General features: G+C 53.5%; 22 protein-coding genes, 1 tRNA gene and 1 pseudogene. 10 read left to right on the top strand and 14 right to left on the bottom strand.

What is annotated here, in order from left to right:
- Nucleotides 1–6: 6 nt before the first annotated feature.
- Complete coding sequence (locus AC1DHT_RS04135; protein ID WP_477761256.1) at nt 7–4,092, bottom strand: KAP family P-loop NTPase fold protein; 4,086 nt, start codon at nt 4,090–4,092, stop codon at nt 7–9.
- A gap of 327 nt (nt 4,093–4,419) precedes the next feature.
- On the opposite strand from AC1DHT_RS04135, the gene AC1DHT_RS04130 reads away from it, so the two are divergent.
- The 3 genes from AC1DHT_RS04130 to AC1DHT_RS04120 all read left to right on the top strand — a co-directional run bounded on the left by AC1DHT_RS04130 (nt 4,420) and on the right by AC1DHT_RS04120 (nt 6,271).
- The gene (locus AC1DHT_RS04130) at nt 4,420–4,755 is read left to right on the top strand and encodes a hypothetical protein (RefSeq protein WP_477761255.1); all 336 of its coding nucleotides are present in this window, start codon (nt 4,420–4,422) and stop codon (nt 4,753–4,755) included.
- A gap of 143 nt (nt 4,756–4,898) precedes the next feature.
- Nucleotides 4,899–5,867: a DUF932 domain-containing protein gene (locus AC1DHT_RS04125; RefSeq protein WP_477761254.1), complete on the top strand. Its 969-nt coding sequence runs from the start codon at nt 4,899–4,901 to the stop codon at nt 5,865–5,867.
- A gap of 86 nt (nt 5,868–5,953) precedes the next feature.
- Nucleotides 5,954–6,271: a hypothetical protein gene (locus AC1DHT_RS04120; protein ID WP_477761253.1), complete on the top strand. Its 318-nt coding sequence runs from the start codon at nt 5,954–5,956 to the stop codon at nt 6,269–6,271.
- A 27-nt stretch (nt 6,272–6,298) separates the two neighbouring features.
- On the opposite strand, the gene AC1DHT_RS04115 is transcribed toward AC1DHT_RS04120, so the two are convergent.
- Nucleotides 6,299–6,646: a helix-turn-helix domain-containing protein gene (locus AC1DHT_RS04115; protein ID WP_477761252.1), complete on the bottom strand. Its 348-nt coding sequence runs from the start codon at nt 6,644–6,646 to the stop codon at nt 6,299–6,301.
- Nucleotides 6,647–6,777: 131 nt separating this feature from the next.
- On the opposite strand from AC1DHT_RS04115, the gene AC1DHT_RS04110 reads away from it, so the two are divergent.
- Entirely contained in the window at nt 6,778–7,116 is a 339-nt protein-coding gene (locus AC1DHT_RS04110; protein WP_462045245.1) for a hypothetical protein, read from the top strand.
- 236 nt (nt 7,117–7,352) lie between these two features.
- Nucleotides 7,353–7,940, top strand: coding sequence for a hypothetical protein (locus AC1DHT_RS04105; protein WP_477761251.1), 588 nt, complete (start codon nt 7,353–7,355; stop codon nt 7,938–7,940).
- A 388-nt stretch (nt 7,941–8,328) separates the two neighbouring features.
- On the opposite strand, the gene AC1DHT_RS04100 is transcribed toward AC1DHT_RS04105, so the two are convergent.
- The 5 genes from AC1DHT_RS04100 to AC1DHT_RS04080 form a co-directional block, all read right to left on the bottom strand.
- A complete protein-coding gene (locus AC1DHT_RS04100) occupies nt 8,329–10,137 on the bottom strand; it encodes an AIPR family protein (protein WP_477761250.1) in 1,809 nt (602 codons plus the stop codon).
- Nucleotides 10,137–11,150 (bottom strand): PD-(D/E)XK motif protein, encoded by a 1,014-nt coding sequence (locus AC1DHT_RS04095; RefSeq protein ID WP_477761249.1) that lies wholly within the window; start codon nt 11,148–11,150, stop codon nt 10,137–10,139. The genes AC1DHT_RS04100 and AC1DHT_RS04095 overlap by 1 nt, the downstream gene beginning before the upstream one ends.
- On the bottom strand, nt 11,150–13,969 hold the full coding sequence (locus AC1DHT_RS04090) for a Z1 domain-containing protein (RefSeq protein ID WP_477761248.1): 2,820 nt from the start codon (nt 13,967–13,969) through the stop codon (nt 11,150–11,152). Before AC1DHT_RS04090 ends, AC1DHT_RS04095 begins: the two co-directional genes overlap by 1 nt.
- 13 nt (nt 13,970–13,982) lie before the next feature.
- Nucleotides 13,983–15,428 carry an ATP-binding protein gene (locus tag AC1DHT_RS04085; protein WP_323562909.1) on the bottom strand — a complete coding sequence of 482 codons (1,446 nt, stop codon included), beginning with the start codon at nt 15,426–15,428 and terminating at the stop codon, nt 13,983–13,985.
- Between the two features lie 89 nt (nt 15,429–15,517).
- Nucleotides 15,518–17,119: a DNA cytosine methyltransferase gene (locus tag AC1DHT_RS04080; RefSeq protein ID WP_477761247.1), complete on the bottom strand. Its 1,602-nt coding sequence runs from the start codon at nt 17,117–17,119 to the stop codon at nt 15,518–15,520.
- Nucleotides 17,120–17,148: 29 nt separating this feature from the next.
- Here AC1DHT_RS04080 and AC1DHT_RS04075 point away from each other — a divergent pair, with 29 nt between their 5' ends.
- Nucleotides 17,149–17,562 (top strand): very short patch repair endonuclease, encoded by a 414-nt coding sequence (locus tag AC1DHT_RS04075; protein ID WP_477761246.1) that lies wholly within the window; start codon nt 17,149–17,151, stop codon nt 17,560–17,562.
- A 31-nt stretch (nt 17,563–17,593) separates the two neighbouring features.
- Here AC1DHT_RS04075 and AC1DHT_RS04070 read toward each other — a convergent pair whose 3' ends face one another.
- Nucleotides 17,594–18,607: a hypothetical protein gene (locus AC1DHT_RS04070; protein ID WP_477761245.1), complete on the bottom strand. Its 1,014-nt coding sequence runs from the start codon at nt 18,605–18,607 to the stop codon at nt 17,594–17,596.
- Between the two features lie 421 nt (nt 18,608–19,028).
- Between AC1DHT_RS04070 and AC1DHT_RS04065 the strand changes: the two genes are divergently transcribed.
- The 3 genes and pseudogenes from AC1DHT_RS04065 to AC1DHT_RS04055 all read left to right on the top strand — a co-directional run.
- Nucleotides 19,029–19,919 (top strand): hypothetical protein, encoded by an 891-nt coding sequence (locus AC1DHT_RS04065; RefSeq protein ID WP_477761244.1) that lies wholly within the window; start codon nt 19,029–19,031, stop codon nt 19,917–19,919.
- A gap of 259 nt (nt 19,920–20,178) precedes the next feature.
- The gene (locus tag AC1DHT_RS04060) at nt 20,179–20,427 is read left to right on the top strand and encodes a hypothetical protein (protein ID WP_477761243.1); all 249 of its coding nucleotides are present in this window, start codon (nt 20,179–20,181) and stop codon (nt 20,425–20,427) included.
- A 24-nt stretch (nt 20,428–20,451) separates the two neighbouring features.
- Nucleotides 20,452–20,599: pseudogene (locus tag AC1DHT_RS04055) on the top strand (Tn3 family transposase); the annotation flags it as partial.
- Between the two features lie 31 nt (nt 20,600–20,630).
- On the opposite strand, the gene AC1DHT_RS04050 reads toward AC1DHT_RS04055, so the two are convergent.
- From AC1DHT_RS04050 to AC1DHT_RS04040, 3 genes are all read right to left on the bottom strand, one after another.
- A complete protein-coding gene (locus AC1DHT_RS04050) occupies nt 20,631–21,017 on the bottom strand; it encodes a hypothetical protein (protein ID WP_477761242.1) in 387 nt (128 codons plus the stop codon).
- 265 nt (nt 21,018–21,282) lie between these two features.
- Nucleotides 21,283–21,945: an inovirus Gp2 family protein gene (locus tag AC1DHT_RS04045; protein ID WP_477761241.1), complete on the bottom strand. Its 663-nt coding sequence runs from the start codon at nt 21,943–21,945 to the stop codon at nt 21,283–21,285.
- 493 nt (nt 21,946–22,438) lie between these two features.
- Complete coding sequence (locus AC1DHT_RS04040) at nt 22,439–22,660, bottom strand: AlpA family transcriptional regulator (protein WP_477761240.1); 222 nt, start codon at nt 22,658–22,660, stop codon at nt 22,439–22,441.
- 746 nt (nt 22,661–23,406) lie between these two features.
- Between AC1DHT_RS04040 and AC1DHT_RS04035 the strand changes: the two genes are divergently transcribed.
- The gene (locus AC1DHT_RS04035) at nt 23,407–24,654 is read left to right on the top strand and encodes a hypothetical protein (protein WP_477761239.1); all 1,248 of its coding nucleotides are present in this window, start codon (nt 23,407–23,409) and stop codon (nt 24,652–24,654) included.
- A 397-nt stretch (nt 24,655–25,051) separates the two neighbouring features.
- Here AC1DHT_RS04035 and AC1DHT_RS04030 read toward each other — a convergent pair.
- The 3 genes from AC1DHT_RS04030 to AC1DHT_RS04020 all read right to left on the bottom strand — a co-directional run bounded on the left by AC1DHT_RS04030 (nt 25,052) and on the right by AC1DHT_RS04020 (nt 26,723).
- Nucleotides 25,052–25,141: transfer RNA gene (locus tag AC1DHT_RS04030), tRNA-Ser, on the bottom strand.
- A gap of 84 nt (nt 25,142–25,225) precedes the next feature.
- Nucleotides 25,226–25,936 carry a phosphoribosylaminoimidazolesuccinocarboxamide synthase gene (gene purC, locus AC1DHT_RS04025; protein ID WP_019692525.1) on the bottom strand — a complete coding sequence of 237 codons (711 nt, stop codon included), beginning with the start codon at nt 25,934–25,936 and terminating at the stop codon, nt 25,226–25,228.
- A gap of 28 nt (nt 25,937–25,964) precedes the next feature.
- On the bottom strand, nt 25,965–26,723 hold the full coding sequence (locus AC1DHT_RS04020) for an MBL fold metallo-hydrolase (protein ID WP_103319983.1): 759 nt from the start codon (nt 26,721–26,723) through the stop codon (nt 25,965–25,967).
- Between the last annotated feature and the right edge of the window lie 2 nt (nt 26,724–26,725).

Raw genomic sequence — 26,725 nt, 5'->3', positions numbered from 1 at the left:
GATGCATTAGTTGTCTGGAATCAACTTTCTAAGGCGCCGAAGTTCAGGTGATCCCCCGAAATGGGTCTCCAAGAGCTCAATGTCACTTATATTGAGCTCATTGGGTTTGAACTGCTTCAGCGCTCCACTGCCAGTCAGTCGGTTGCAATAAGCGGCAATGCGCCCTTTGATGGTGTTGGTCTTGGCTTCGGTAAACGCGGTCATCAGACTCTGCGCCATCTCTGACCGATTGTCCGTATCCCCCAACACCTCCGAAATGGCCTCATGGTCATCGAAAAGCACAGCTGCCGTCTCATCAATGGAGGGCATCACCACGATTCGCGGGACTACCTCGAGGAAAAATTTAGAGCCGAGGATGCGTGCGCGCGACACCGCCTGTTTCCACAACCGACTTCTATGCGCATCGCCAATGTCTTGACCCGTTATTAAGGATGTCAGCAAAGCTGTTCCTGAGTCAGGCTGCGTTTCGAGCCAAGTACGCAAGGCAAGGTCAGGTTCGGCCTCCGTACCGATAGGTCCTTTGGCAAGGATCTTCATGCTCGTATCCGTCCTGGCCTGGTCAATCATAATTTTTGTAATATTTGACCAGGCCGACTGCAGAGCAGAAATGTGATCCTGGTTGCTCCAATCTATTGGGGTCAACAAATTTGCAGCCTGATCGGCCGAAAGGACAGCGCGTTCGCTGGTAAAGATGTCCAGGGCGTGTTGGGGGGCTGCCGCCCATATGGAACAGGCCGCTTCTATCAGTTTCGAATAATTTTCAGCTGGTACCAGTTCACGCTCAAGCATGTCAGCCATTGAGCGCAAGATTCCCTTTGTCGATGCAGCAGCCTGAGTGAGCGCAAATGTGTGTGCTTCATCAAAAATCAATTGTGGGTCATATGAGGTCAGCGCATCGCTTCGTACGGGCCAATTACCAGTCATCCAATGGTGTAACCATGAGTAATGCTTCGGAGTGCTCTTGGCTTGCGAGAACAGTTGTTGCAGCGAGGTTCCAAGAACGCTGGGCGTTGCATGTTTCAACAGTCCAACCGTATTGGGGATGACCGCGGACAGGTAACTACTCGGGTTGTTATATCGGACAGCGATCTGTGGCAGCAGCTTGTCGAGGTAGCCGCGCAATGGCTCTACTTCCCAACTGGAGCTAGGTGCGGCCTTCACAAAAGCTCCATAGCGTTTATTGATATCGTCGCTGAGCTGCTCGTTATTCAAAATGGTTGAGAACGCGGAGGCCACCGCCGTTTGGGTGCTGCCTTGCAGTGCGGGGAACGACGTCGCGAGGAATTTCACGCACTCGATTGGCAAAGTGGAAATGATTAGCGGCGCCCAAGCATCGAGCACTCTTGATGCTGCAGCCACATCGCGCATGCGCAACTGCTTCACAATTTCGCATGAGAGGGTAGCCAGCGCGGGATCTCTACTCCATTGGTCAGCAAGATCGGCAAGCTCAGAAGTGGCAGTGCCATCCAGTGCGCTCAGCCTTGCTGCAACAATATCGAGAAGCGGGGCAGCCACCTCCTCTCGATCAATGTCCCAGCGTCCATCATTGGGGAATTTTTTTATCCTTTCGACGAAGGTAGTGACGAAATCAGACACTTCACCATCTGTGGCCTTATCTAGATTGCGCGCTGTGACCTCCCAAACAGCGCGAACTGCGTCAGCCTGTGACAAGCCGACATAACGGACTAGGAGCTTCCACAGATTGCGCCGAGTTTCTTCTCCGATGGGTAGCAGCTCAATGAATATCCTACTGGCCCGGCCCGCCGCGGCTGCAATGTCGAATGTGGAGGGATCGTCTTTCTCTAGTTCATCTGCAAGCGCGGACAAGTAACGTATGCCCAATGCGCTAGACAGACTGTCTTGATATTCGTGTAGCCATTGCTCTAATTCGTTAAAAGGGAGTTGGAAGGACTTACTTTTCACAACTATTGTGCGGTCTACAAGCCAGTCCAGCAGTGACTTTTCGGCGGATGGCTCTAGGCCTTGCTCCGTCCTGACAGAAAGCACCAGCGGTGCCGTAATACGCACCATCTCGATCGCCTCTTCAAGGCTCGCAGTTTCGAGAGACTCTAGGCGGAGGCTCATTTCCTTTCCACTGGTCAGTGCGTCATCGACCAGACGCGAAGCTACCACTTGCTGGTCTACACCAGATGCGCGAGAAAGGATCATTCGAATTCGAGTCGGGCCTAACTGCGAGCGCAGATCAGGTGTGTCGCTGATTTCTCGGCAGAGCGCGCCCAGTAGCTGCTGGGCTGGCGGCTCGGGGATACGCTCTATCATGTCGGCAATGACGCGGGCTGCGTTTGTTCGCCGGATTGGGGATTCCTGCCGCAAGTCCTCGAACATCTGGTACAGCGTGCGAGCCTGTTCAGGTGTGAGCGGCGAAGTATCGTTGTGCCTGCCCATACCTTCGAGAAGACCTTTTGTGTCCCCGGAGACAAAGGAACCGTAGATAGCTGACACTTTAGAGCCCAAGCGTCGTGTTATAGGATCCTCGGAAAGGAGCAGAAGGCTCTGAAGTGGATCGGCCCAGCGTAGGCCAATCAGGCTCGCAATGAACTGTCGAAGTGGCCGATGCTCCGGTCGGAGCTCGACCTTATTGAGAACGTCATCTTTGCCATTCGATACCCGAAGATACTTCTCAAGCAGAGTTTGCTGGGACGGTAGCGGTAGTGAATCGAGAGCCTGATTTTTAATTACAACATCGGTAAAGCGATGAAGAAACGCTGGATCTTCCTGCAAGTCACGGTAAAAGTCGGGAAAGCTCACCTTCATCGCGCATAGAGCGCCAAGAGAGATTGGGTGCTTTGTGACAGCCCCCTCATGCAACCCGCCGGGACGATCCGTACCCAGCCCTTCGATTTCGCGTTTCTTAGCAATCCACCACGCCTGAGCAAACGCATTAACAATTTGAAGGGCGTTGCGAGGGTCTTGGACGCCTACGTGGATCATCCGGTCGATGATGGGGGCTAGCGGCACTCCGCGGACTTTTAGATCCTCAGAAATACTCGTGAGACTATCCAGATGATTTGTTGCAAATGTTCGCATGTCGTGACGGGGAGGCGGTGGAATCTCCAGCCTGAACTGAAAGATACGATCAAGATAACGGCGCGCATCGTAGTGATTAAAAACCGTTGCTGGGGATTCTGCGTGTCGACGCCCTTTAGCAAGCGCATCGGCGATCTTGGCCTCGTCGCAAGAAATAACGAAGACCAGCCCCAAACCATCTGGCAGGCGTGTCCTCGGTATTTCCATGAAGGTCCTGACTGCATCCAGCCCGAGAATCATTTCATCTGCGGAGAGGCGGTCTAGGTCGTCAACGAACACGACAAGGCGCTCACAGGTCTTACCGCACTTACCTTCTGGTGATTTGCTCTTCCCGGACTTGTACTGGCGAATTTGGCCCAACAGCATGTCCTCGTACTGCTCTGACGTTGTACTTGGGAGAGCGACCTTGGTCATGGGCCGGTTTGCAGATACTGTCGGCGGCTTTAGGTGCTTGAGCAGATAGGTGTAAGCGCCGGTGATGCAGATAAAGATCACCGATCTTAGATAGGTATCTTCAACCTTGAAGGCGGAGATGGTCAGATAGCAAATAAACAGCAAGGCCGCCATGGCCAAGAACAGTGCTGGAATGGGAAGAGCCCAGGCTTTCAGAATTTCCCACGTTACACGGTGCCACGGCTTAGGAACTTCTCTGGTTTCACTGATCTGCCGAAACAGCTTGTCATGTAGATTCTCCTCGGCCCCTCCCAATTCAAGGAATACATGTCGGAGGAGCGCGCGCTTAATATCCTGATCCCGTCCGCCGAATCGCCACGCATTGAACGTTATGCAGTGAAAGCGTTGTTCACGAGTCAGTCCATGACCCTTACGAGCATCATCTCGGAGTTCAGCGGTATAAAGCTCCTTGATACTGCTCTTGCCAGTTCCCCATCCACCTAGAAGGCCAATGCTGAAGGGGGTTGGGTGGTTGCCTGACTCGATGAGGCTCCTGAGCGCGTGTGCAAAATGTCGATGTCCAAACGCATCCTGCTCTACTTTTGATATTTCCCGATCCAGTGTCGAGGGCATCATGTCGTCATGGGACATCTATTCGTTCCTTGAGCGTATTCAGATAGTTGAATGGATAGTGACTGGATCACTGTAGCCACGCAACTCAACCCAGGCCATCGACCACTCTACGAAACCAGGGAGTGATTCAGCCCTTGCCGCTAAATTTCGCGATGGAATTCAGCCAATCAAATCGTACTCAACAAATTCGTAGTCACACATCACGAATTAGTATCTCTACGCATTAAGCATCACATCCCCAGACTCGGTGTAGCTCACCACTCAAGCAGGTCGCATACGCGGCCTGCTTGATGGGTTCTATGCCCGTGCAATGACTTCCCGACTCTATCTACAGGAGCCCTGTACATGACCACTCAATGCCCACGCTGCCACTCCACCGCTGTTATCACCAAAGATTTAGCCAGGAAGGTAGGCGCCCTTATCGGTACCGTCGGTGGCGCCGCCCAAGGGGTCACCGGCGCCATGGCCGGTGCCGAGGTGGGCGCAGTCATCGGCGTTGTCGCCGGCCCCGCCGGTGTCATTGCTGGCGGTATGGCCGGAGCTATACTCGGCGGCTTAGCCGGCGCGGCGACCGGCTGTATCGCCGGCGCCAAACTCGGCGAAATCATCGATGAGCGAGTTTTGGACAATTACGCTTGTCTCGACTGCGGACTGTCGTTTAGCGACCGTCATTCCGCTTGAACGGCTCAGCTTCCGTTTAACACCACTGCTGCTCCCCATCTGCTCCATCGCTAACCCCCCTCTCGATCAACACCCCGCACGCCGACTGATCCCTGCTGAATGCTCAGCGGCTTCGCCGTGCGCCTATGAAAAGGAAGCTCCCCATGGCACACCTCATCGAACATATGGCTTATGTCGGCGCTACGCCTTGGCATGGACTGGGCAATCAGCTCTCGCCCAACCAACCACTGGAAGTTTGGCAGCGTGAAGCCGGTATGAATTGGCAGATCCAGGAAAGCCCTGTGCACTTCAAATCCGACACAGTCGGCAAACTCGGCACCATCCATTCGTTTGCCGAACAGAAGGTGCTGTTTCGCTCCGATACCAAAGCGCCGCTATCGGTGGTCTCGCAACGCTACCAGGTGGTCCAGCCCCGTGAGGTCCTGGAGTTTTACCGCGACCTGACCGAGCGTTCCGGGTATGAACTGGAAACGGCGGGCGTGTTGAAAGGCGGACGCAAGCTCTGGGCACTGGCGCGCACCGGGCAATCGACGGCGCTCAAAGGCAACGACGTGGTCAACGGTTACCTGCTGCTGGCGACTTCCTGCGACGGCACGCTGGCCACCACCGCCACCCCAACCACCATTCGGGTGGTGTGCAACAACACCCTGACCATGGCCGTCAACGGCGCCAGCCAGGCAATCAAGGTGCCGCACAGCACACGCTTCGACCCGCGAGCGGTCAAACAGCAGCTGGGCATCACCGTCTCGCAGTGGGACGACTTCATGTACCGCATGCGCACCCTCGCCGCCCGTCCCGTCAAAGACCATGAGGCCAAAGACTATCTGCGAAGTGTGTTGTGTGAGGTACAGACCACCAATCCCGAGCGCAGCGGAATGTCGAATGAACGCGCGTTAAACAAGGTACTGGGCATGTATGACGGCCATGGCCGAGGGGCAGAACTGGAAGCCGCCAAAGGCACCGCGTGGGGACTGCTGAATGCAGTCACCGAGTATGTGGACCACGAACGCCGGGCGCGCAGCAGCGAGTACCGCATGGACACCGCCTGGTTCGGCCAAGGGGCAGTCATCAAACAACGAGCGCTCAACACCGCCCTGCAATTGGTGGCCTGACGCGTTCGCAGCATAAAGGGAGGCCTGGGCCTCCCTCATCCATAGGTTTTCTCTCAGTGATTTAACCCTTTTTCCGGAGGTTCACCATGCCCCCACACTGCTTGATCTGCAATTCCAAGGCTGTACTGTCCAAGGAGGCCGCCAACGCAGCCGTCATGCTCATTGGCACCATTGATAGTTTTCTCCTCAGTGTTCGTCAGGCTCATACCCAGGGCCAGGAAACCCAACCGGAAAGCCTGCTTGTGCAACTGCTCGACCTGATTGGCGAGAGCGTTTCCAGCGCGACCTCCGGCTATACCGCCATGACGGCCTTTGCCAGGGACGTGCAGAAATATCAGTTCGGCGACTACGACTGTCTCTGTTTACGCTGCGGTGCCAGGTTCGATCAGAACCTCGAGCCCTGACAGCGCCACTACAGGGCTATCCGACGATCAAGCCTTCCTAAGCCGTTCAACTAAACGCTCAACCAAGTCCACAACCAGTTGCCGATCATCATGCCCCAACTGCATCAATAACCGACTTATCCGGTTGGCCTGGTCATCCGGGCGTGAACTGGCCTCGGTCAACAGCTCGGCCGCCTCGCAACCAAAGATGCCGGCGAACTCCAGCAATCGCGCAATATTAGGAATCACGACGCCACGCTCAATGCGGGAAACGGCTTCGTTGCCGATGCCCAGAAGCTCGGCCACGTCCTCCTGCGTCAAGCCACCGCGAATGCGTTGCTTGGCAATCGCACGCCCCACCACACCCGCCAAATACTTCTGATCAGTCTCTATCACGGCACCTCCCAATATCCACCTAGATGGTTGGGTAACGCCTCATTGACATGAAGAGCTATTCAGGTTGAGAATCAACCTTTAAGGTTGTTTTTCGACTATTTGTGCCCACAGGAAAAACAAGGAGTTTTACAATGGATACTGGCGTTTACTCGGCTTCCAGCATAACAAACGAAGAAATATCGAAACTAATTTCTCAGAAAAAAACATTCACAATAAAAGACATCCCCACTTATTCCTTTGGGAATACGGTCGAAACAATTGAAAAGCTCATCGAAGCAGAAGGCTTAAGCTGTCGAGTATACGTTGCAGGCCGCATCGCCGCAGTGGCTGCAAGTGCATGGACGGTAATGGGTGGCTTAGCCGCAGGGTTGGCGATAGCAGCTCACAATATTGCCACATACGACCCAGACTATGAAATAGCAAAATATTTCGTAGTGAGCACACTGATAGTCACATATAAGAAAAAATGACTTTAAACACATGACGTAATCTTTGTGTGGGGCACCATTAACTATGCTGAACGGCCAGTGATCGGTAAGCACCTATTTCGTGATCATCGTAGCGACATGCCAATCCTTAACGTAATCCTCTGGATCATCAAGGCCCGCGTCCATGGCGCACTGGAAAGTCAGCTCGACAGGTTGATTTTCCAGCCATTCATTCCAAGCACCACACCGCCACCTACTCAACAGAAGGAAACATCTCCATGAACAAGAAGTTTCTATTGATTGCACTACTTAGCTTTATTTCGAGTGCATACTCTCTAGGCGCAGCCGCTTGGCAAGCAAACGAAATACAAGAGTGCCCGGCCAATAAACGCAACGCAGCTTGGTTGGACTGCGCACCTGAGGATGCTCCTGCCAAACTCCCTTACAAGATGCAGGATGGCAGCGTGAAAGTTCTACAAACACGTGGCACGGTATTCTGCGACCAAGGCACCTGTGAGTATCAATATCAGCGCGACAGCGGTCTATGGGACTCAACTAACGAATATGCAGGGCAAATACAGCAAACTCAAAAAACTCCCGTAGTCCTATTACGTGGATACTATTTAGGAAATGCTGAGGATGGTCGTATCGTTGCGTACCTAAAAGGCACAGGCCCAGAAGTGGGTGGACGAGCAGCTCCAGCCATGCAGAAAACCTCTACCAACTCATCGAATAAAGCAAATATAGACAGCTGTGTCGATCAATGGGGCGCTGCGTTCCACAAGGAGAATGGTGAAGACGCCATGGTTATCTCCGACATGCTCGACGAGTGGGAAAATTGGTGCAAAGCAGGCAAGCATCCGTGATTGAAAGAAACTTACAAAGTTCAACCAACGCTAGAAAATCTATCATCTGCACGAATTAATCCCTCTTGATCAAGCTAGAAGTAACCATCCAGCCGCCCTACCTTTCTGACCCAACGCTTAGGGCGATGGTATCCGAACCAATGATGGACACTATTTTTGCTGATTTTTGAGGCTATCAGGAGTAGGTGCTGGCCGGACGGTTACGGTGGGTAGAGGAGACGGGCGCAATTTTGGTTACGGACGGCAGCTAAGCTAGGCCGCAGACACTACGTGATCATAAAGTCGGAGACCACTGACATGGCGATGCTACCTAACGCACCATACATACGGAGACGCCGCAATGTATGGTGCGTTTAAAAAAGCTCCACCTGAAACTTGATTTGCTAATTCAGGATATCTCCGGAATATCGGTATCCGCTTCCGAATACCTGAAATCCCTGACCTGCCACCAGCACTCAAGCTTCTTGGCCCATTCGGAAATCATCTTCCCATCAGCACCACGATGAAGCGCTTCATTCACCTCATGTGCCCAGGTAGCCAGCTGTCTTTGCAGTTGTGGTGAAATGGCCTGCTCCTGCCAGACTCTATCAAAATCGAAATTTTGTCCCAGTTTGAGTGCAAGAACGGAGATCGTGTAAACCGTGATATTGCCCTGAAATGCAGGAAATAGGGGTCTGATTACCTTCTGAGCAGATTTGAACAAAATGGCCTTTGCAATCATGTCCTTAAACTGCCTCTGATCCGGAATCACGTTCTCTCCGGTATCCTCCCGCTCTCCCATCTCATCCATAAAGGCCTGAAAGTTCTTCTGACTGCCCAAACCTACCACGTGTGGTTTCTGCTCCCACGTGAACAGAAACTTCGCCAGATCAGGTTTGGTGATCTTGCGATATGGTGGAATGGCTACCTGCAGCTTTTTCTTTTGAACAACCGTTGTCGCTTCTTTTTCTAGCATCACCTTGTAACTACCAGCGGATCGCTCATAGAACCAGCGCCCCACACCATCCGGGCAGTATGTGCGCATTGAAAGCTTTTCCAGCTCGCGGTGAAATGGCTTGTTTGCGGAAAGATCGGATTGTTTTACGACGTTCTGGCTATTGGCATAGCGAGAAATGTTAGAGATCAGTTCCTCGTCATCTCCCTGACCATTTCGAAGCACAATGATCTTCGCAGGAACTCGGACGCTGCTCAGATCTATATCGGGATTTTTTTTCTTGGCGAAATAGATGGATGCTGTCGTCTGCCCGCCGTTGACGATTTGCATACCCTGAAGCCACAAAATACCTGTCGAACCATCAGCGGTACGATCCAGCTTTGCAGCATCGGCTACAACAACGATGCCATTGTTGTAGGCCATAAAACGGTCCGGATTATTCCGCAAACTGTCCCGAATCCCTTTGTTTACACCTCTGCTGCCAACCCCCAGAAACGAACGCACATTCGCTTCGAGAATGCGCGGCCCGTACTTCTCGTAGAGAAAGCGCAGAGCCTCACCGGGTATTGCAGTCAGGGCATAATCGTATTCGTCGTCACCAGCACCGGGAACCCATACACTCGGCAATGCCGTACCGCAAAGGTCCTGAAAGTTGACCACTAGCTCATCCCGTGGCCGGCCCTGCTGCCAATGGTTGAACAGACGGTGAATATCCATTACTTCAAGGCGTACCTGCTTGCCCTCGATATCTTGGGGCGCATAGTTCCTTGTCTTAACCTGACCATCGGTAATTACGAAAATCCGGATGCTATCCAGCGTTTTGAATATACGTTCAACTTCTGTGACTAGCGGATAAGCCTCGTTGGTTTCATCAAGCTCTTCTGAAAGCTTTCCCGTGGCGCAAAATTTGAGAAAGTGCAGCCCTTGCTTCGCCGCTCTGCCAATTTCAGGGTCGGGGATATCTTCAATGTCCTCAAGCCCTTTATAGAGACTCACGAACAGATCCAGTCGATCAGGGTTCCCCTGTTCGTCGGTTGTGTCCGAGACAGAGTAGCCACTGATTTTGACCTTGTAAGATCCGACCTTGGCGCCGTAGTGGCAGACTGTTGGCTCAAAGGTTATTCCCTCGTCGGCCATATGCGTCATCACATGCTCAGTAAATACGGCCTCTGCAGGCACAGGAGCTTCCCCCGGTGCAACATCCTTCAAAATTTCTTCTCGAATCGATGCCTGCGTGTCCCGCAGAAAATCCACAAGTTCCATCAAACGACTCCAAGTTGCTCAAGCACATCCGCCAAGGGATGGTTATCGGCGAGTATTAATGCTAAATCGAGCTCGTACTGCGCTCGACGAATGGCTGTCGAGATGCCGAAAGGAGTCAGCCTAGGAAACTCCGCATCAACGAGATGCACCCTTATCTCGCTGAGCGAAAAGCGACGACTGTAGTTCTCTGCCTGCATGTCCAGATACCCAGCCTGATGAAGTGCCTGTTCGAAAAGTCTGGTCGCTGCGGGATCAGGCTCCAGCAGACAGCGCAAATCCGCCACGGACTCGGGAAGTGACATTCCCGAGTCCGTCGATCCGAAGCGAAGTGCTGCAAGGAAGAGTGGCGGACACTGGGATTCATCGAGTTGATCCAGGGAGGCGATCCTCACCGGAAAGCCTTCCGTTGCCATTGTGGACTTGACCTCTATCGCCCCCGTACCAATTTGAAAGTCATGAAGCCCGTCGAGCGGCCCTTTCCACCCTTGTACAGCCGAGAAAAGCAGCACGCCTTCATCAAGCAGCTGCCGCAGCAGACAGAGCTCACCCACAAGCCCCAGTTCGGCTTCGGGCTCCAGCCCTTCCCGTCCTTTTCGCATAAATTCCTGCCACCCGCGCACTCTTCCAAGCAGTCGCTGATACACAAGTTCTTCGGTACAGCCATTGGCGGATTCCAGCAGTCCGCATACATCGGAGACAACGGCTGCAAACAGCTCCAGGCTGCCTTCCGGTTGACGGACGATTGCAAGCCACTGGTAATCACCAGCGGCCTCACCCAGCCCGACCCTTTCAATGCGAAATCCCTGCCCCTGAGGCAACTGTGAGGTCGGCGCCATTCTGCAGTTCGCAAAACCGACCAGAACAGCCTCCTCATTGCCTGGCGCATGTCTGGCTGCCTTGATCCTGATTGTTGCTCTCTGAAACAGATCAATCGACCGCCATCCCGGTGCCGACGCATTGCCGGGGAGGGCTCGCCAGATACCAAGCAACTCAGAACTACTCACTGCCGCCATTACTGTTGCTGCTCCCACATGAGGTTAGTGACGACATAGGGCACAGATTTGCCCGCATTGCTGGAAGGAAAGCTGATTGCAAATGCAACGACAGGCACATCAACTCCCGAGACTTTAGAGTCCTCTGGGTCAAGAAGGTAAATAAGCAGAAGCCCTCTTTCGGGATGCGGTGCTACTTGTCCACGTCCTTGACCACGAACACGTCTGATGTAAGGTCCGCTTGGCATCTCGGGCAATTCCTTGCCTCTGGCACGGCCGGGGTCAGGCTTCCAGTCCGTCCGAGTCCACTCAAGCGCGGCATTCCACGACGACTCATCAAGGTCCAGAGCTTCATCCTGAGGAGAAAGCAGACGACCTATCGAATACTTGTGGTCAACCTCCTGAGACTTGTTTATTCGCTTCATTCGCTTTACCGGAAAGCCTGCAACATCTTCGGTGCCGGCAACCCCACCCCCGATCACGGCAACTGTCCAAGAGGTAAGCTCGCCCGACCGGCTCATCTCCTCAATGAAGTTCGCAAGCAGGTCACTTCTCACTTTTCGGGAGTCCGGGTGCGTCTGGTACGCCCTCAGAAAGTCGACGACGGGCTGTGCCTGAATACCATCCCAGGTAACCCCGTTCCAGCTATCGCTCCGGCCGTTTCGGCTCTGCGGAGGAATCGATGATCCCGTGCCCATGGTGCTTACAAGAAAGTTGAAAGCCGCGATATTCTGTTCGAGCTGGGTGGGTTCCTTGAAGAAGCTGACCGTCTCGACAATGTCCCCGCTGAAAGACAGATACAGTGTTTTGGCGGTCCTCATTTTCAGGGGCGAGGTCACCATCAACACCGGGTGAGAGACGACCTTGAGACCATACTGACGTGGTGTCAGCCCGCTATCTTTCATGAAGTCGAATTCGGCTCTCAACTCTTCCGCTGCGTCGGCAATGTGCTCGAACCATTCAACCAGATCCGTCGTGGTGTAGAGGCGACACAAGTCCAAGTAACCCGGTCGATAGCCGAACCAGCGTCCCATCTGCATTAACGTGTCGTACATCTTAGAAGCCCGAAGAAAATAGCTGACACACAGGCCTTCAAGCGTAAGACCTCGGGCCAGCTTGTCTCCTCCAATTGCAATAACCTTAAGCCCCGTGGCGCTGTCTACATAGTCCAGCGCATCCTTTGCAGTACCATTAATCATGCGCACATCGATCTGCTCCAGCAGATCAGGTAACGCTCGCTCTATCTCGAGCCAATCGTCAGCTTTGCACCGAGAGCCCTCTCCCATCTGCTTTTCAATTTCGTGGCTTGTCGTCCGGATGTCTCTATCCCACAGACTGCAGAGTTCAGCCAGAACGCCCTCATGGTCGATGCGCCTTCTAAGCCGCTGCTTCAACTGCATGATGTAACTGCGTACCTGCCCGTGTACATGCTGCTGAACCAAGTTGAATCGCGTGACGTGTACTAGCATCGAGCTGTGTTCGGCTCCCTGCCCCCGCAGTTGACGAATGGTGCATGCCAGTACGAATGCCTGTATTGCCTCGACCAGCGAAGGAGGCATGACGTCGGAAGGCACATAACTGCTTTTGTGGCCGACAGGCATCCAGCCGCCCTTTCCGTCAGTGGAGCAGTGATCCGTGACCGGACGAACCAGATCGAGAGCGCCGATGCGTCCATTCTCTCCTGCCAGTCCGAACACCCTTGACGGGCCGATGTAGCTGGATGGCGCGGACAGATTGGTGATGAATGCTGCCGGGAACAGATCGGGCCCTTCCTTTACTGTCTCTCCCTGCTCGTGGATATAGATGTTTGCAAACGGAGTGGCCGTATAACCGATATAGGCCTTTCTCGAGAAGGAGTGCAGTATCTGGCGAATCAGGCTGTTAATTGCCGTGGGTTCATGTTCGAGATCAGGCTGGCCGTTTTCGTCTACAACCTTCTCACCGGTATCCACCGATGCATGATCCGCTTCGTCATCAACGATCAGCAGAGGGAGATGGGTTACCAGTGGGCGACCGGTTTCCGGATCCGTCGTTTCTGCAACATGCTTGTGAATCCACTTCAACAGACGCTGCAGAACCGTCTTGTTCTTCTTGACGACGAACAGCCAAGGTTTCTGTTCCGGCGAGACACCAAGATTTTTCACAAACTTGGTGTTGAAGTCTCCAGTCTCGGTCCTGTTGGTAACATATTGGGGACGCAACGCAGGAGAGGGGTCAATTTTTCCAACTCCGATGGCTACATTTCCCTCTCCCTCTATGGGGCTGGTTTCATAGCCAAGAAACCCCTCATCCAGTCGCATCTGAGTCTGGGAACGCAGGTTGTTGTGAAGCCCTGCCAGCACGATTATGATTTTATATCCAGCATCCGCCGCCTTGCAGATAAGCCCCGTATAGTTCCCGGTCTTGCCGGACTGCACGTGGCCGACAACCATGCCGCGACGATCCCAGGGGCCTTCACGCCCAGGATCTTCCAGCATGGAAAGAACGTTGTCGGTGGTTTCATCGAGTGCTTCCACAGCACTCCATGGCAACTTCTTTTCCTGCCACTCTCTGTACCGGCGCCAGTAACGCCACTCCTTCTTAACCTCGCTAGTCAGCCAGGGAACATGCCCGGCCATGTCGACAAGAGAGGAGTCCTTGCCAACCCAGATACTGAATCGTCTGATGAGCTCGTCAGTGACGGCCTCGCGATCCAACCCCTCGGCCTTGTTCGGCATGATCTTAAGCACCATGTCGATTTTTTGCGAAATGAGTGCAGGGGTGATCGCCAACTTGCCCTGCTCGTCCACAATCATCTCTTGGACAAACTTGACCACACTCCATTTGTTGTCTTCGGACATTCGTCGCAGCTCCTTAAAAATTGTCGGGCAGGGCATCCACCAATGAAGGAAAAGCATGGAAAGGCTCCGTTGTCCGAAGCTGCTCCCTGGCAGAAGAAGCGGAATATCCTTTCTTCTCGATCATACTGCGGTACATGACCATCAAGACCTCATTGACCTCACTGGACGGGGTCTTCTCAAAGCCAGTGCAGGGCGTATCCCTGTTTTCCGCCGTATCAATCCATATCCTCTGAACAGGGACCGTTTCCTCGATGACCCGCAACATCGCTCTGATCTGCGGAAGCAGCCCTCCCGCATCATCCAGTACGTCCCGTATTGCGGGGTGGTCACTGTCTATCCGGTATCGTATTCCACTGGCTAGGCGCTCGACCTTCCAGGCTTCGGCAACCTGTTTATTTCCAAGCAAAGTGGGCCTGCCTCTGTGAGCAAAGGCTCGGCGCGCACGTCCACGCGTAGCCTCGGCAAGACGGGTCAACCAGTCTCGAAGATAGACAGGGGGTCTGGCTGTGGACTTGCGGATATCGATCTTCCAGTCGGCATCGGCAGAGTTGGGTATGTCCAGACGAATTCTTGCCAATCGGTGAGCTTCGTCCTTTGTCCAGGACCTGCCGGTTCCCAGACCTAGCCAACTGCCTGCAACGAGAAGGCGCTCGTTGCGGTAAACATAAAATCCCTGCTGGGCCGTCCAGCCTTCAGGGCCACCCAGCACTTCAAAATCCTCGCCAGAGAGCATGTCCTTGTGCGGCAAAACATGGCATTCCGCTTCAATACCCTTGAGTGTCGGGTGCTTGAATACGGGAGGGTTGTAGGGTTTTCCCGGATGGTCCGTCATGAAGGGATCCCAGGGTTTTACCGGCTGTCCGTTGAGCAGAATTCTGAGACGTGGTCGGGTTCCTTCCAGATATCTGTGGAACACCATTCCAAGATGCTGCTCGACCTTGTCGGCTAGGTTCAGAAAGTCCTGAACAGTGCTTCCCGGAGTAATGATCCGATCCAGCTCCTCCCACAGGACCAGAGTCCCACGACCGGCTTCGGAAAGCTGCTCCGCATACCCTTCGGAGCCGGGATGGGGCCCCTCCAGCAGATGCCAGCCGCCATCGGAGCTGTTTGCAAGATAGTCAAGGTCCCAGCGCAGAGCCTGCATGCCATCCACGCCAATAGTCGCCACGGTAAGTCTGCGGCACTGCGAAAAAGACGCCGTCTTGAGGCCCAGTCCAAAGCGACCAAGATCGGACGCTGCTCTCTCTTCCAGAGGGTTGCGCTCACCCAGCCTCATGGCCAGATCAAGTCCGGCTGCCGACATTCCGGTGCCGTTGTCCAGACAGGTAATTCGACTCTCTGTCTGAGCCCAGACGAACTCGATTCTGACTTCCGAAGCTCCTGCTGCAACGCTGTTGTCAATGATGTCAGACAGTGCTGTCTGAGTGTTGTAGCCCAGCCCTCGCAAAGCCTCGACCATTGCACTGGCCTTGGGCGGGGCACTTCGACTCTTGAATGTGGGTGACAAAATAACGCTCCCCTGTCGTGCCTGCGGTGGTGGGTTAGACTCTACTTCGCGTTTTTTCCGTTTCTAACGATCCGGGCAACAACATCTGCAATCTGCCGAGCCAAAAGCGGCGGAACCGCATTACCCACTTGATGGAACTGTTGCGTTCTATTGCCCAAGAAAAAGTAGTTGTCGGGGAAAGTCTGCAGTCTTGCAGCCTCGCGAACAGTCAGACTTCGGCACTGCCTAGGGTCGTAATGAATAAAATAGTGACCGTCCTTAGCAATGTGGCTGGTTATTGTCGTGGAAGGAATACCTGCTCTCTGGACACGAAAACGGTCACTGAACTTTCCGCTTGTCCAGTTCTTGTGATCCGGCGCCAGACCGGGAAGGTTGAAGTTCTGGTGCCCCTTGGGCGAGTCCCTGTAAGTCTCGGCAAAAGCGGCAGCGTAAACATACCTGCGCAGATCGGAGCTCATGTGCCCCCTAGCCTCGTGATTGAGCCAGTACTTCAGTCTCGGGTCATGCAGCCAGCTATCGAGAGGGGTTCCCGTCACTCCATTACAAGCGTTTTTTTTAAGTACCCGCAGCCCGCCCGAGTTCATGTCGCGGCTGTCATAACTGCTGGCAAGAATGCCAAGCTTGGTTGCCAACGCAAGTCTTTCAGGTGTCTCACTTACTAGCTGAAGGCACTCATGATTCAGTTCCTTCAAGTGCTGACGCACTATGTCCGCCCACGCATCGGGAGAGTCTTTCTGCTTGGTAAGGGTGCTGCGCAATGGCGGCAGACAACCAATTATCTGATCTATTGTCGGCCCCGAGACGGAGGACAGCTTGTGATCGCCAAGTGCATCTAGATACTCCTCGGAAACACCGAGAAGTATCACTCGATGCCTGGCCTGGGGAACGCCGTATTCCTCTGCCCGAATGATGTAGTTGCTTGGTTCGATGCTGTCCTGATCTGCTCCACTTTCGTAGATGTCATCGGCGACGAGAGAACAGATTCTGTACTTCGGACCATTATCGCTTTCTCCAAACGCCGCGTCCGGGTCTGCAAGATCACGCAAAATCTGGGGAAACATCTGCTCGCCAGCGACCTGTGATGAAAGAATGCCTTTCACGTTTTCCATCACGAAAACTGCAGGTCTCTTTTTCTGAATGATTCTCAGGTACTCACGATAGAGAAAATGTCTATGATCATTTTCCGCACGATAATCCACCTTCCCGCGATTTCTGGCTCGACCTACGATTGAATAGGCTTGGCATGGAGGTCCCCCAATGAGAACCCATGGCCTAGTCTCATCGAGACGGCTTGCCAGCATTTTGTCGAGTCTGGTGTTGCCCGCTTCGGTACCCAATTCCAGCAACTGTGCTTCGTTGTCGGCATGTCTCCACGCCTCAAAACTTTTGGCCGTATGGGGTTCAGGTACGTCTGCCGTTTCACAAAAATTGTAATAATCCTCGAGGGATTCGGGTTGTTCACTCTTTAGCAGACGATAGAAGGCCCTGAGCCGGAGAGTGGAACGCGCGGAAACCTCCATTTCGGCCGATACCTTGATCTCGAAGGTGTCACCGTTAATGTCCGAATGAGAGGAAAACCCCTCCCCTAGACCTCCGGGGCCAGCAAAGAGATCCACAACCTGAATGGGATAGCTACGACTCATGAAACCACGCTATTTTGAGAAAGTACGAAATGGATGTAGTTGACCGCGCCACGAGATCCCGAATGATGTCCGGCATCAGAGGAAAGGACACCAGACCGGAGCTCGCTGTCAGGCGCTTTCTGCATGCACATGGTTACCGCTTCCGACTTCATCGCAGGGACCTGCCGGGAAAACCGGACATTGTACTGCCTCGACTGAAAGTCTGCATTTTTGTGCACGGTTGTTTTTGGCATAGCCATACCGGCTGCAAGTACGCAGTATTGCCCAAGACACGCGTCGATTTCTGGACAGAAAAACTGAAATCCAATGTGGATCGAGATCGCAAGGTAATGAAGGAGCTGGGCAGCAACGGATGGCGCGTTTTTACAGTGTGGGAATGTGAGCTGAAAAATCCCGAGGCGGCATTGCCCGCACTGCTTGAACGCCTAAAGACTCTTGAGTAGCCGCACTCGACGGCAACGGGCATTAACCCCCTCACAAGGCGTCATCCAGAACGAGCAATACGCCTGAAACCCACGAATGGCACACCCATCCACCTGATTGGGTTTTCTTCAGATAGTGGTTCAGAGACCCCGATAGAATTTTATTGATATCCGTCACGTGATACCCCAACACGAGTTCCGCGTGAGCAGCTCGATCTCCCGGATTGTCTGCAAAGTATCTCAGTAGATCTAGGGCTACCGTGCCGAGCTTGGCGGTGCGCTCTACAAGGACCCTCTCTTCAGGCGATCTTGTACTTGCAGGCGGAGGAAGGATTGACTCTTCATTCCAGAGAGTGCCGTCAAAAGGCCCGACTAAACTTGGAATCACTGCACCTTTTTCCAGAGAGCGGTAGGTACCGATAGCCCCCTGAATTTGGCCCGCAACGGCCCTCAGGTCCTTATCGTCTATTTCGGGAATCCCTATCTCATCTGTTGCCGTCCAGTCCCAATCCAAATCCAAATCCAAATCCAAATCCTGCAGACTTTCACCTTCGGCAATTGACTCAACCTCTATATCTGTCTCAGAGGTACCAAACGTAGGGACTGCATTCGCTGGACAAGCAGCAGCGCTTGATATTTCGCTGCAAAGTAATTGGGTCTGCAGCTGCCTGCTTAGACTTATCGAATCGTATTTCTCGCACAGGAAGTCGACTAGCAGCTCGCGTCCGTCCTGTTCTAGCCCCATGAATGCAAGGGAAGAAAGTGCGCGCACAACTCCATCAGGCAGGTTACCTTTGAAAAGCACGCGAAGAAGCTCGGAGCACTCCTCTCTTCGCGCTGGAAGTGACTCTGGCACCAGACGTGCGACAAGCACTCCCCACTCAGCTCTATCGGGGCGTTGACCGGGCGAGGTGTCACACTCGTTTTCGACGTGAATGCAGCCGTCCTCTACTGGCCACAGCTGCTCTCTGTAGATGACGGCAGCTTGCCGTCCATCCATCTTGAGAGGGCCTGTAATGCGGTCAATTTCCTGCCCGCAAGACATCACCCTTACCGTCACTTTCATATCCCTATCGCCTAGTCGGTAAGTTAGCAACACCCGACATCCGAATGCTGGCCGCATGCCGCATAATGCCTAGAAAAGATGCTATTTCCAAGAAGAGTTAATTCCGGGCGTGTCAGGAAAAGCGGTCATGCGCATGAACATGAGGTAGGTAGCCTTGCGTGTGAGTTCAGCGAAAAAATATACGGCGTTGCTTGCTCATCTGGCACCTCAATTTGGCAGGTACTCTCGCCTTAAATGGGTGTCCGGCTCCAGATCGACAGCGCGCACCTTTTAAAATCCCGGACTCGATTCCACTTAAGGCCATAACTAGTTATCGCCTTAAGGTTAGGCTTGGCAGTTCAAAGCGCTAGACGTAGGCCTCGCTACGATGAGATCGGCTTCCGTCTCGCACCAAACGCTCTGCTTCAAGTAGAATTATTGCGTGAAAAAGCTCTTGCCAGACAGGAACAATGTTCCCAGCATTGCGCTAGGCAAAACGAAGCAGCACCCCATAGTGACGGAGCAGGATGACATGACACTCAAAAAACAAGCCAAGCCTACTGAAGCACTTCTGACGTTCGAGGTTTTTTATAACGGCGAGCTGTTTAAAACTGTCGAGTTCTCCAGCCTCCGCAAGTGCAACAACTGGCGCGAAAAAAGCCTAGAAACGCCATTCCTTTATGTGGTCAAAACGCCTAACTGTAATCGTGAGAGCTGCATCGAGCTATCCAAGCGTTACTTCTTAACCAAACACCGCGTGTACCCGGATCTATTTGAGCGCCCTGAGTGGGACGTCGTGACCGAGGCAGAACTGCAACAGCTTGCAGAAACCCGCATTGTGCGGGAAACCCGCGAGCGCACTGGGGTACCGCTTTCTGTCCAAGTCGGCGGTGGTAAATACGACGTCACCATCGTTCACTTTGACAAGCCAATGCGTGACCGCGTTGAGATCGTCAAGGGAGACCTAAGCCGCGAAGAAGCTTACGAATTCATTCGCAGCTACGGCACCGATACCGTCACCAAAGAAGTGACACCAGCAGAAGAGGAAATGAAGTCAATGACAACGATGAATCAAGCCGATCGCCAGCATCTGATCCTGACAACCTTGCTGAACACCATCAAGCCAGAAAAAACTGGCTGGAGAGAAATCATCAAGGCCATTGAAGCGCTGCACCTGATCAAGTCAGACGGCTGGATGGAAGTGCGTGACGTGCTTCAATACGCCTTGGATCAAGGCCGCATCGCTCGCCCTAAGTTTGATCCGCATGCGGATGACGAGTATTACTTTGCAGTTACCCCGACTACCCCCGCCACCCCGAAAGCTGAGGAATAAGCACCGGTTGACGTGCTCGTAGATAGAAGAACCAGTGAGGAATTTTGGTATGTATTGCATGGGGCAGCTCATCGACAACCTTGAAAACATGACGTCTAAGGGCGGGGCCTGGCGCTAGAGCATTGCACGGCTGTTCCATATGAATCCGTAGGCGCATAACAGCCAGCGGCACAATGCCCCCCCCCTACATTGAGATTGAGGTTTTCCGGTAAATACCACTCACCCGGTTATACGGGATACGGGATACGGGACAGACGACATGTACCCTCGAAAGCCAGACGCCTCACTGCACGACCCGTCCCCGGCTTATCTGCGTGGACTTCTGGAGACGGCAGGCATCACTCAAGAAGCAGCAGCGACTGCACTCGGCATCACTGACCGGGTTATGCGCTACTACTTGAGCAGCCAAGAGTCGGCCAGCTACCGACCAGCGCCCTATGCAATCCAGTACGCGCTAGAACAACTGGCTGCGTACGGTGCGAAGAAGCGGAGCGTTAAACGCGTCTGATTCTTAAGTGGGTCGCCGGGGACCGCATACCCGCACCTGAACAGCCTGGCCTTGACCCAAAGCATTCTTGGCCGGATCGAGCGTACACCGTTCATCTTGGACTGGCTCCGAAGCGTCGAGCTGCACCGCCGTGTACATGCGACTGAACAAGTGCGAGGCCCGAACTTCTTTGCATAAATAACAAGTTTTTTATTTTCAATTACTTATATCGATAAAAGGCTAAACACAAGCCGAATTCTATCTGCCAGTGCGTTCATCGATTGAGCAGTGCTCAGGTAACCTGTTTCGGTATCATTCATGCAGACCAGCCCCAAGGGGCTATGTTCAAGCCCAACCTCCTGGTACGCGACCCAAAACACCTCTTGGTGTTCATCGTCGCAGCAGTCCGCATACGCCTCGTTTATCTGCGGCACGCAGTCAAATAGCCTGGACAGCGATGTCGACTTGACCTGCTCATCACCCAGAGCATCCAGAGCGACGAGGTAGGCCGGCTCGTCCGTGCAAGCGACAGCCTCAACCATCCGGTTGATTAGGATTGAAGCGTTTGAATGGGAGAGATCGATGCGTGAATCACTGATGGGAAAATTCATTATCACTCCTACTAAATAATTGATGGATTGAGAATGGAATTAGCGAAATAGCTCATGCCCACGAGCATGGCCGTAGCTATACAACGCCATTGCTCACGCATGACCAGAATGTGCCGTATGCAAACACAGGGCGAGGCTGGAGGCGTGAGGTTGGCGTTCGGTAGTCAGGAGGAATCATCGCCCGATGACGAGCCGATCTGGATCGGTATCAACGATGACGTCGCTGCGGGAAAAGGTGTTTAGGCTGTGGCGGTGACGCCGTCACTCAGCCTCTGCTGCAACCGAATGCCCGGCATCGACTGCCGAACTCCTTGGTCGCGGCCTTGCAGATATAGCTCACTCGGTGGAAGTACCGATCCATCTGCGCTGGATCGTCCTGAGAGAGGTTAAATGTGGCGTTTGCCGGGATATGCACCAAGCCCTCGGCATCGTCGACGCATATTTTCAGCGCGCTGGCCCAAGCGGCCTGGATGCGGCTGTACAGGTTCTCCCTCTCAGATTGAAAGCGTCCCACCGTGTGGAACGCATCCCTGTTGAGCAGCAGGACGAAGTGAAAGTGCGGGCGCCCCTTTTGCCCTACCTCTCTCACCCAGCACCAGCGAACACTTGTCTGATGCGCAGAGCCATTCACACGCTTGGCACGCTCACGTGCAATTCCAATCTTTATGGACAAGGAAGCGACAAACCTGGAGATCACGGCGTTGCTGGATGCTGGTGGCAAATAGTCATCTGGGAAGCGCAGATCGAAACGTACCGCAAACACCCGACGGTGGGCGCTCAGTGCCAACTGAGTCGTTTCTAAAAGACTTTGCAGGTATTCGGTAATGAAGGGAGCGTGGGACGCCATCACAGGTAGACCGTGAAAGGTGTCATCGTAATGCAGGTGAAGATTGCTGTTGCCAGAATGACGCTTGGATTGATGAGCCATGGAAGGTGATCCGCTGAGTGAATTCATAAACTCAGCTGGCTGGGTATCTATTTACGGTTTTGAGCTGACAATCGGATCAGCGCTTGGCGCTGAATCCTGTTACTGGTTGCAATGGGGATGGGTGACTGAGCTCATGGCACTTACCCCATGGTGGGTAAGCCTGATAAGTCTCTGAATAGATTCTGAAGATTGGTAGGTTCGATTGGCTGTGATGGGCTGACGCAATGAGCAATGGATATCTCGTGTAAATATTGGCTATGAATATCGACTCTATGAATGACCCTATAAATATGACCCTATAAATAATACTAATACCGAGACACAGCTCCCCACGCCTGCAAGGGCGCGGGGAGCTGCAATGCCAGGGAACGCGGGAAGAATGCGACGATTTCAATGATTCAGATGCTCTGGAACTAAACCACTTTTGAGACTCATCCGATCAGCACAAACGCCGACCGAATGACAGGGCGCCAGCTCAACCCATGGACGCGGATCATGCAGCCTTTAGCTGCGACACCGCAGCGAGGGAGTCGTGCCTATCACGCGCCTCGATCCTAGTCATGACCCAGGCCATAACTTCACTTTCAACCCAGGCCACGGCTCTTTCCCCCAGCGACACTGACTTGGGAAAAGCTCCGTCTTCGATGTATTTGTAGATGGTGGACCGACCTAAACCAGTGACGTGTTTGACTTCCTTCAGGCGAATTAACCTCATGAACAGGCTCCTCTGTATTCCGTTCAGAGGATTGGGAGGTCCTGTAATAAACTACGCGCCCCGTCAAGCGCAGGGTGACCGCTCCAGGGGCTCTCGGGTGGCTTGAATCAGCACCGGCATCGCCTGCCGCAAACTGGCGTCTCTTAGCGGAAGGGCTTCAATGGCCAGTGGTTGAGCCAACACATCCATTCCTGTATTGGTCAGTTTCACTGACTCCTTAGCAGCCAAGATGTGCGACGGTAGCTGGACGAGCCGCACATAGCCCGGCGCCCATTTATGCCCTTCGCCTCAACCACTAACCCAAGACTACAGACACCAACCATGATCAGTCGCTCGCGGCAGTAGGCAAGATATCCATCCCCGCGCCTCAACAAAGTGGCGAACATGGGCATCAGCGCTTGCATAGTCCGTCAATCTCACCAGCACTCGTAAGTGTGCCCCAAGAGCATGGCAAAGCATTACTGGCGTCCTCTTCACACTCTCGAAAAATCCCCCAACCTAAAAGCCGAAGCGATTCACATCGTGAATATTAGCTACGTACCGTTAAATCACGACCAATATCGGCTACAGAGCCTTTATTCACGGGCCACAGCAGACAAATAAAAACCTAGAATATTCCTAGAATAGTAATAAAATCTACATTGAATTCTCGTAGAGGCTCTATATTCCTTGCCTAGAGTGGGGTTAGGATCACCGCTTAAAATAGCCAGAGAATTTCAGATAATGAGCTTTAATAGGTTTTATCTATGACAAATAATGATGGTTTTGTCACAAAGAATCTCCAGGAGGATGAACTGGCCCGACTGCTCAAGGAGCCTCGACCGAGCACTCGTCACGACATCTGGCTATGGCTCTACCTTTACGATTTCGAAAGGGCAAAACTAAACCCAGACACTTGCAACGGCGCCGCCATGAGGGACGACATCGCCCACTTTCTGAAGCGCAATACCGATTTACTTGATGAAATAAACCGGCAGAAAGACCGATTTATGGTCAAAGATGACTACCTCAAGTGGATTGACGGAGGTGAAAGACAGTATCGGTGGCTGCTCAACAGGATTGAGGGCATCACTGCCTCGGGACTACCTAGAGGGCTGGTACACCTCACCGGCAAAAAACGCCTCATCGCCATGCTCGATCACTGGGATGTCGCTATTACAAAGAAAGTCGAAGAGATTGAACGCCTTCGCAGGGACTGGCTTCAGCGCAAAGCAAGGGATAGTGATTTCAGTGTATTTGAAGACAAAAAAGACGGCGCCAGCCGCTGTAAATGTGCCTGGGAATGGCTAGAGAAGAACTACAAAAACCTCCCTGAAAAACAGCTCCCCATCAGCAATTACACAGAGCTGCTCATATTCTTCGATCAAGAGAATCTTAGTGCCATTGAGCAAAAGCACTTCATTCAAAAAATCAACAAACACTGGAATCGCCAGCAATACGACAAGCGAACACCAGATAAGAAGCAGTTCAATGTCAAGCTGTCGCTAACTGCAATCAACCTCCTTTCTGAGCTAGCCCAAAAGCACGACCTGACACAAGCCCGAGTCCTAGAGCTTCTGATAACAATGGAGTCTGAGCGAGGCATGATAGAAAAACATTTCACCCGCCACGCATCGAAAGATATAGCGGCAGAGAGCGACAACAGTACACCGACGCAACCAGCTCGCACCCAGATGACAATTGATAAGAGCCCAGCCGCTCTCCTAGCGCCTCAGACCCAACCGACCCTAGAAGCAAAGCGAGAGCCCAGCTCAGCATTCATGAGTGATAGCGCCACCCCAGTGATCGACCATCCTGTTAGTGAAAACCTGGAGGCACAACCCAATAAAAATGCTTCATCCCACTTCGAAACAGACAGGCCGCCCCTGAGCATTCAAGCAACCACGCAATGCCCACCCAGCAGAGGTGAGCGCCCCAAGACCCTCGGGGATATCCTGCGCGAAAAAGAAGAGGAAGAGTCCCGTCGCTTAAAAGCAGAGATTGGGCCTGTTTAAACCAGGCCACGCGACATCTCTTCAGGCAGGCGCTGTGCTCCCTGGGCAGCATGGGCAGTTCGCAAAAGTCACGCCCCACCCAAGCGGTCAGTTTGGAACGGAAGGATGAGACTGCTTGCAGCAGCATTGGCGCCTATCCGGGCCTCAATGCCGGAATTGCAGCATGACGACGATAGCGTGCTCACTGACTAGCCATAACACTTTAGAGGGTTAGGCTGCACAATGCCTTACGACCGGATGAGCATTTCGATGTCACACAGCGCTCACGCCGCTATATCAAAGCCCTTAAATGACGGCAGCGTGAAATCACGCAAAAAGAGAGTGGGGGAACAAATGGGGGAACAGAAACCGCACAATGCAAAAAGGCCCCATAAAATGGGGCCTTTAGGTGTAAATATGGCGGAGAGATAGGGATTCGAACCCTAGGTACCGGTGAAGGTACAACGGATTTCGAATCCGTCCCATTCGGCCACTCTGGCATCTCTCCAACGGCGCGCATCATAACAGCACATTCAGCGGAAGCGAACCCCCTGAGTGAAATTTTTTCCGTGCTATCAGATGCTTGCGTCGATTACAGCGGTACGCCGAGGCGCTTGGCGACTTCTTCGTAGGCTTCGATGACGTCACCGAGGCCCTGACGGAAGCGGTCCTTGTCCATTTTCTTGCCGGTGGCCTTGTCCCACAGGCGGCAGCCGTCCGGGCTGAACTCGTCGCCGAGGACGATTTCACCGTGGAACACGCCGAATTCAAGCTTGAAGTCGACCAGCAGCAGGCCTGCGTCGTCGAACAGTTTGCTCAGGACTTCGTTGACCTTGAGCGACAGTTCTTTCATGCGAACCAGTTGCTCGGCCTTGCCCCAACCGAATGCCACGACGTGGGATTCGTTGATGAACGGGTCGCCCTTGGCGTCGTCCTTCAGGAACAGTTCGAAGGTGTAAGGGTTGAGCTTCATGCCCTCTTCGACGCCCAGACGCTTGACCAGGCTGCCGGCGGCGTAGTTACGCACGACGCATTCGACCGGGATCATGTCGAGTTTCTTCACCAGGCACTCGTTGTCGCCCAGCAGTTTGTCGAATTGGGTCGGCACGCCGGCTTCTTCGAGTTTCTGCATGATGAAGGCGTTGAACTTGTTGTTCACCATGCCTTTGCGGTCGAGCTGCTCGATGCGCTTGCCGTCGAACGCCGAGGTGTCGTTGCGAAACAGCAGGATCAAGCGGTCAGCGTCATCGGTCTTGTAAACCGATTTGGCTTTGCCGCGGTAGAGTTCTTCACGTTTTTCCATGATGGGCTCCGCTTGCTAAGTAGATGGGCTAGGCGATATGTCGCCAGTCGAGCCCTGAATCTTGATCGGCCAATTGCAGCCAGTCCGGGTCGCACCCGAGGGTGTCGACAAAACATTGCCGGGCCAGCTGCGGCAGGTTGTTCTTGCTGCTCAGATGGGCCAGTACCAGGTGTTGCAGGTCCTGCCAGCCCAACTCGGCCACCAGGCTTGCGGCCTGATGGTTGTTCAAATGTCCCAGTTCACCGCCTACCCGCTGCTTGAGAAAGTACGGGTAGTGACCGCGGGCCAGCAGGTCGCGGCAGTGATTGGATTCGATCATCAATGCATCGAGATCCCGATAACCGTCCAGCACCGTGGCGCAGTACGAACCAAGGTCGGTCAGCAGGCCGAAACGCCGCGAACCGTCACTGAAGACGTATTGCGTCGGTTCCTGCGCATCGTGGGCCACGGCAATGACGCCGATACTCAGCCCGCCGATCTGCAACTGCTCACCACCGGCGACAAAGCCTGCCGGTTCAACCGGTTTGCGCATCCCGCGCAGGGTGCCACGACTCAGGTAGACAGGAAGATTGTAGCGCCGAGACAGCAAACCCACGCCATGCACGTGGTCGGCATGTTCGTGGGTCACCAGTATCGCGCTCAGCTGCGTAGGGCTTACACCCAGGCGCAGCAGGCGTTTTTCGGTTTCGCGCAAGGAGAAACCACAATCGACCAGGACGTACGTGTCATCACTGGCTATCAGCGTGCCATTCCCTTGGCTGCCACTGCCGAGAACGGCGAAACGCATCT

Source organism: Pseudomonas sp. 05N432, assembly GCF_056396945.1.
Note: the sequence above shows the minus strand (reverse complement) of the source record. Positions and strands in the feature narration are given on the sequence as shown.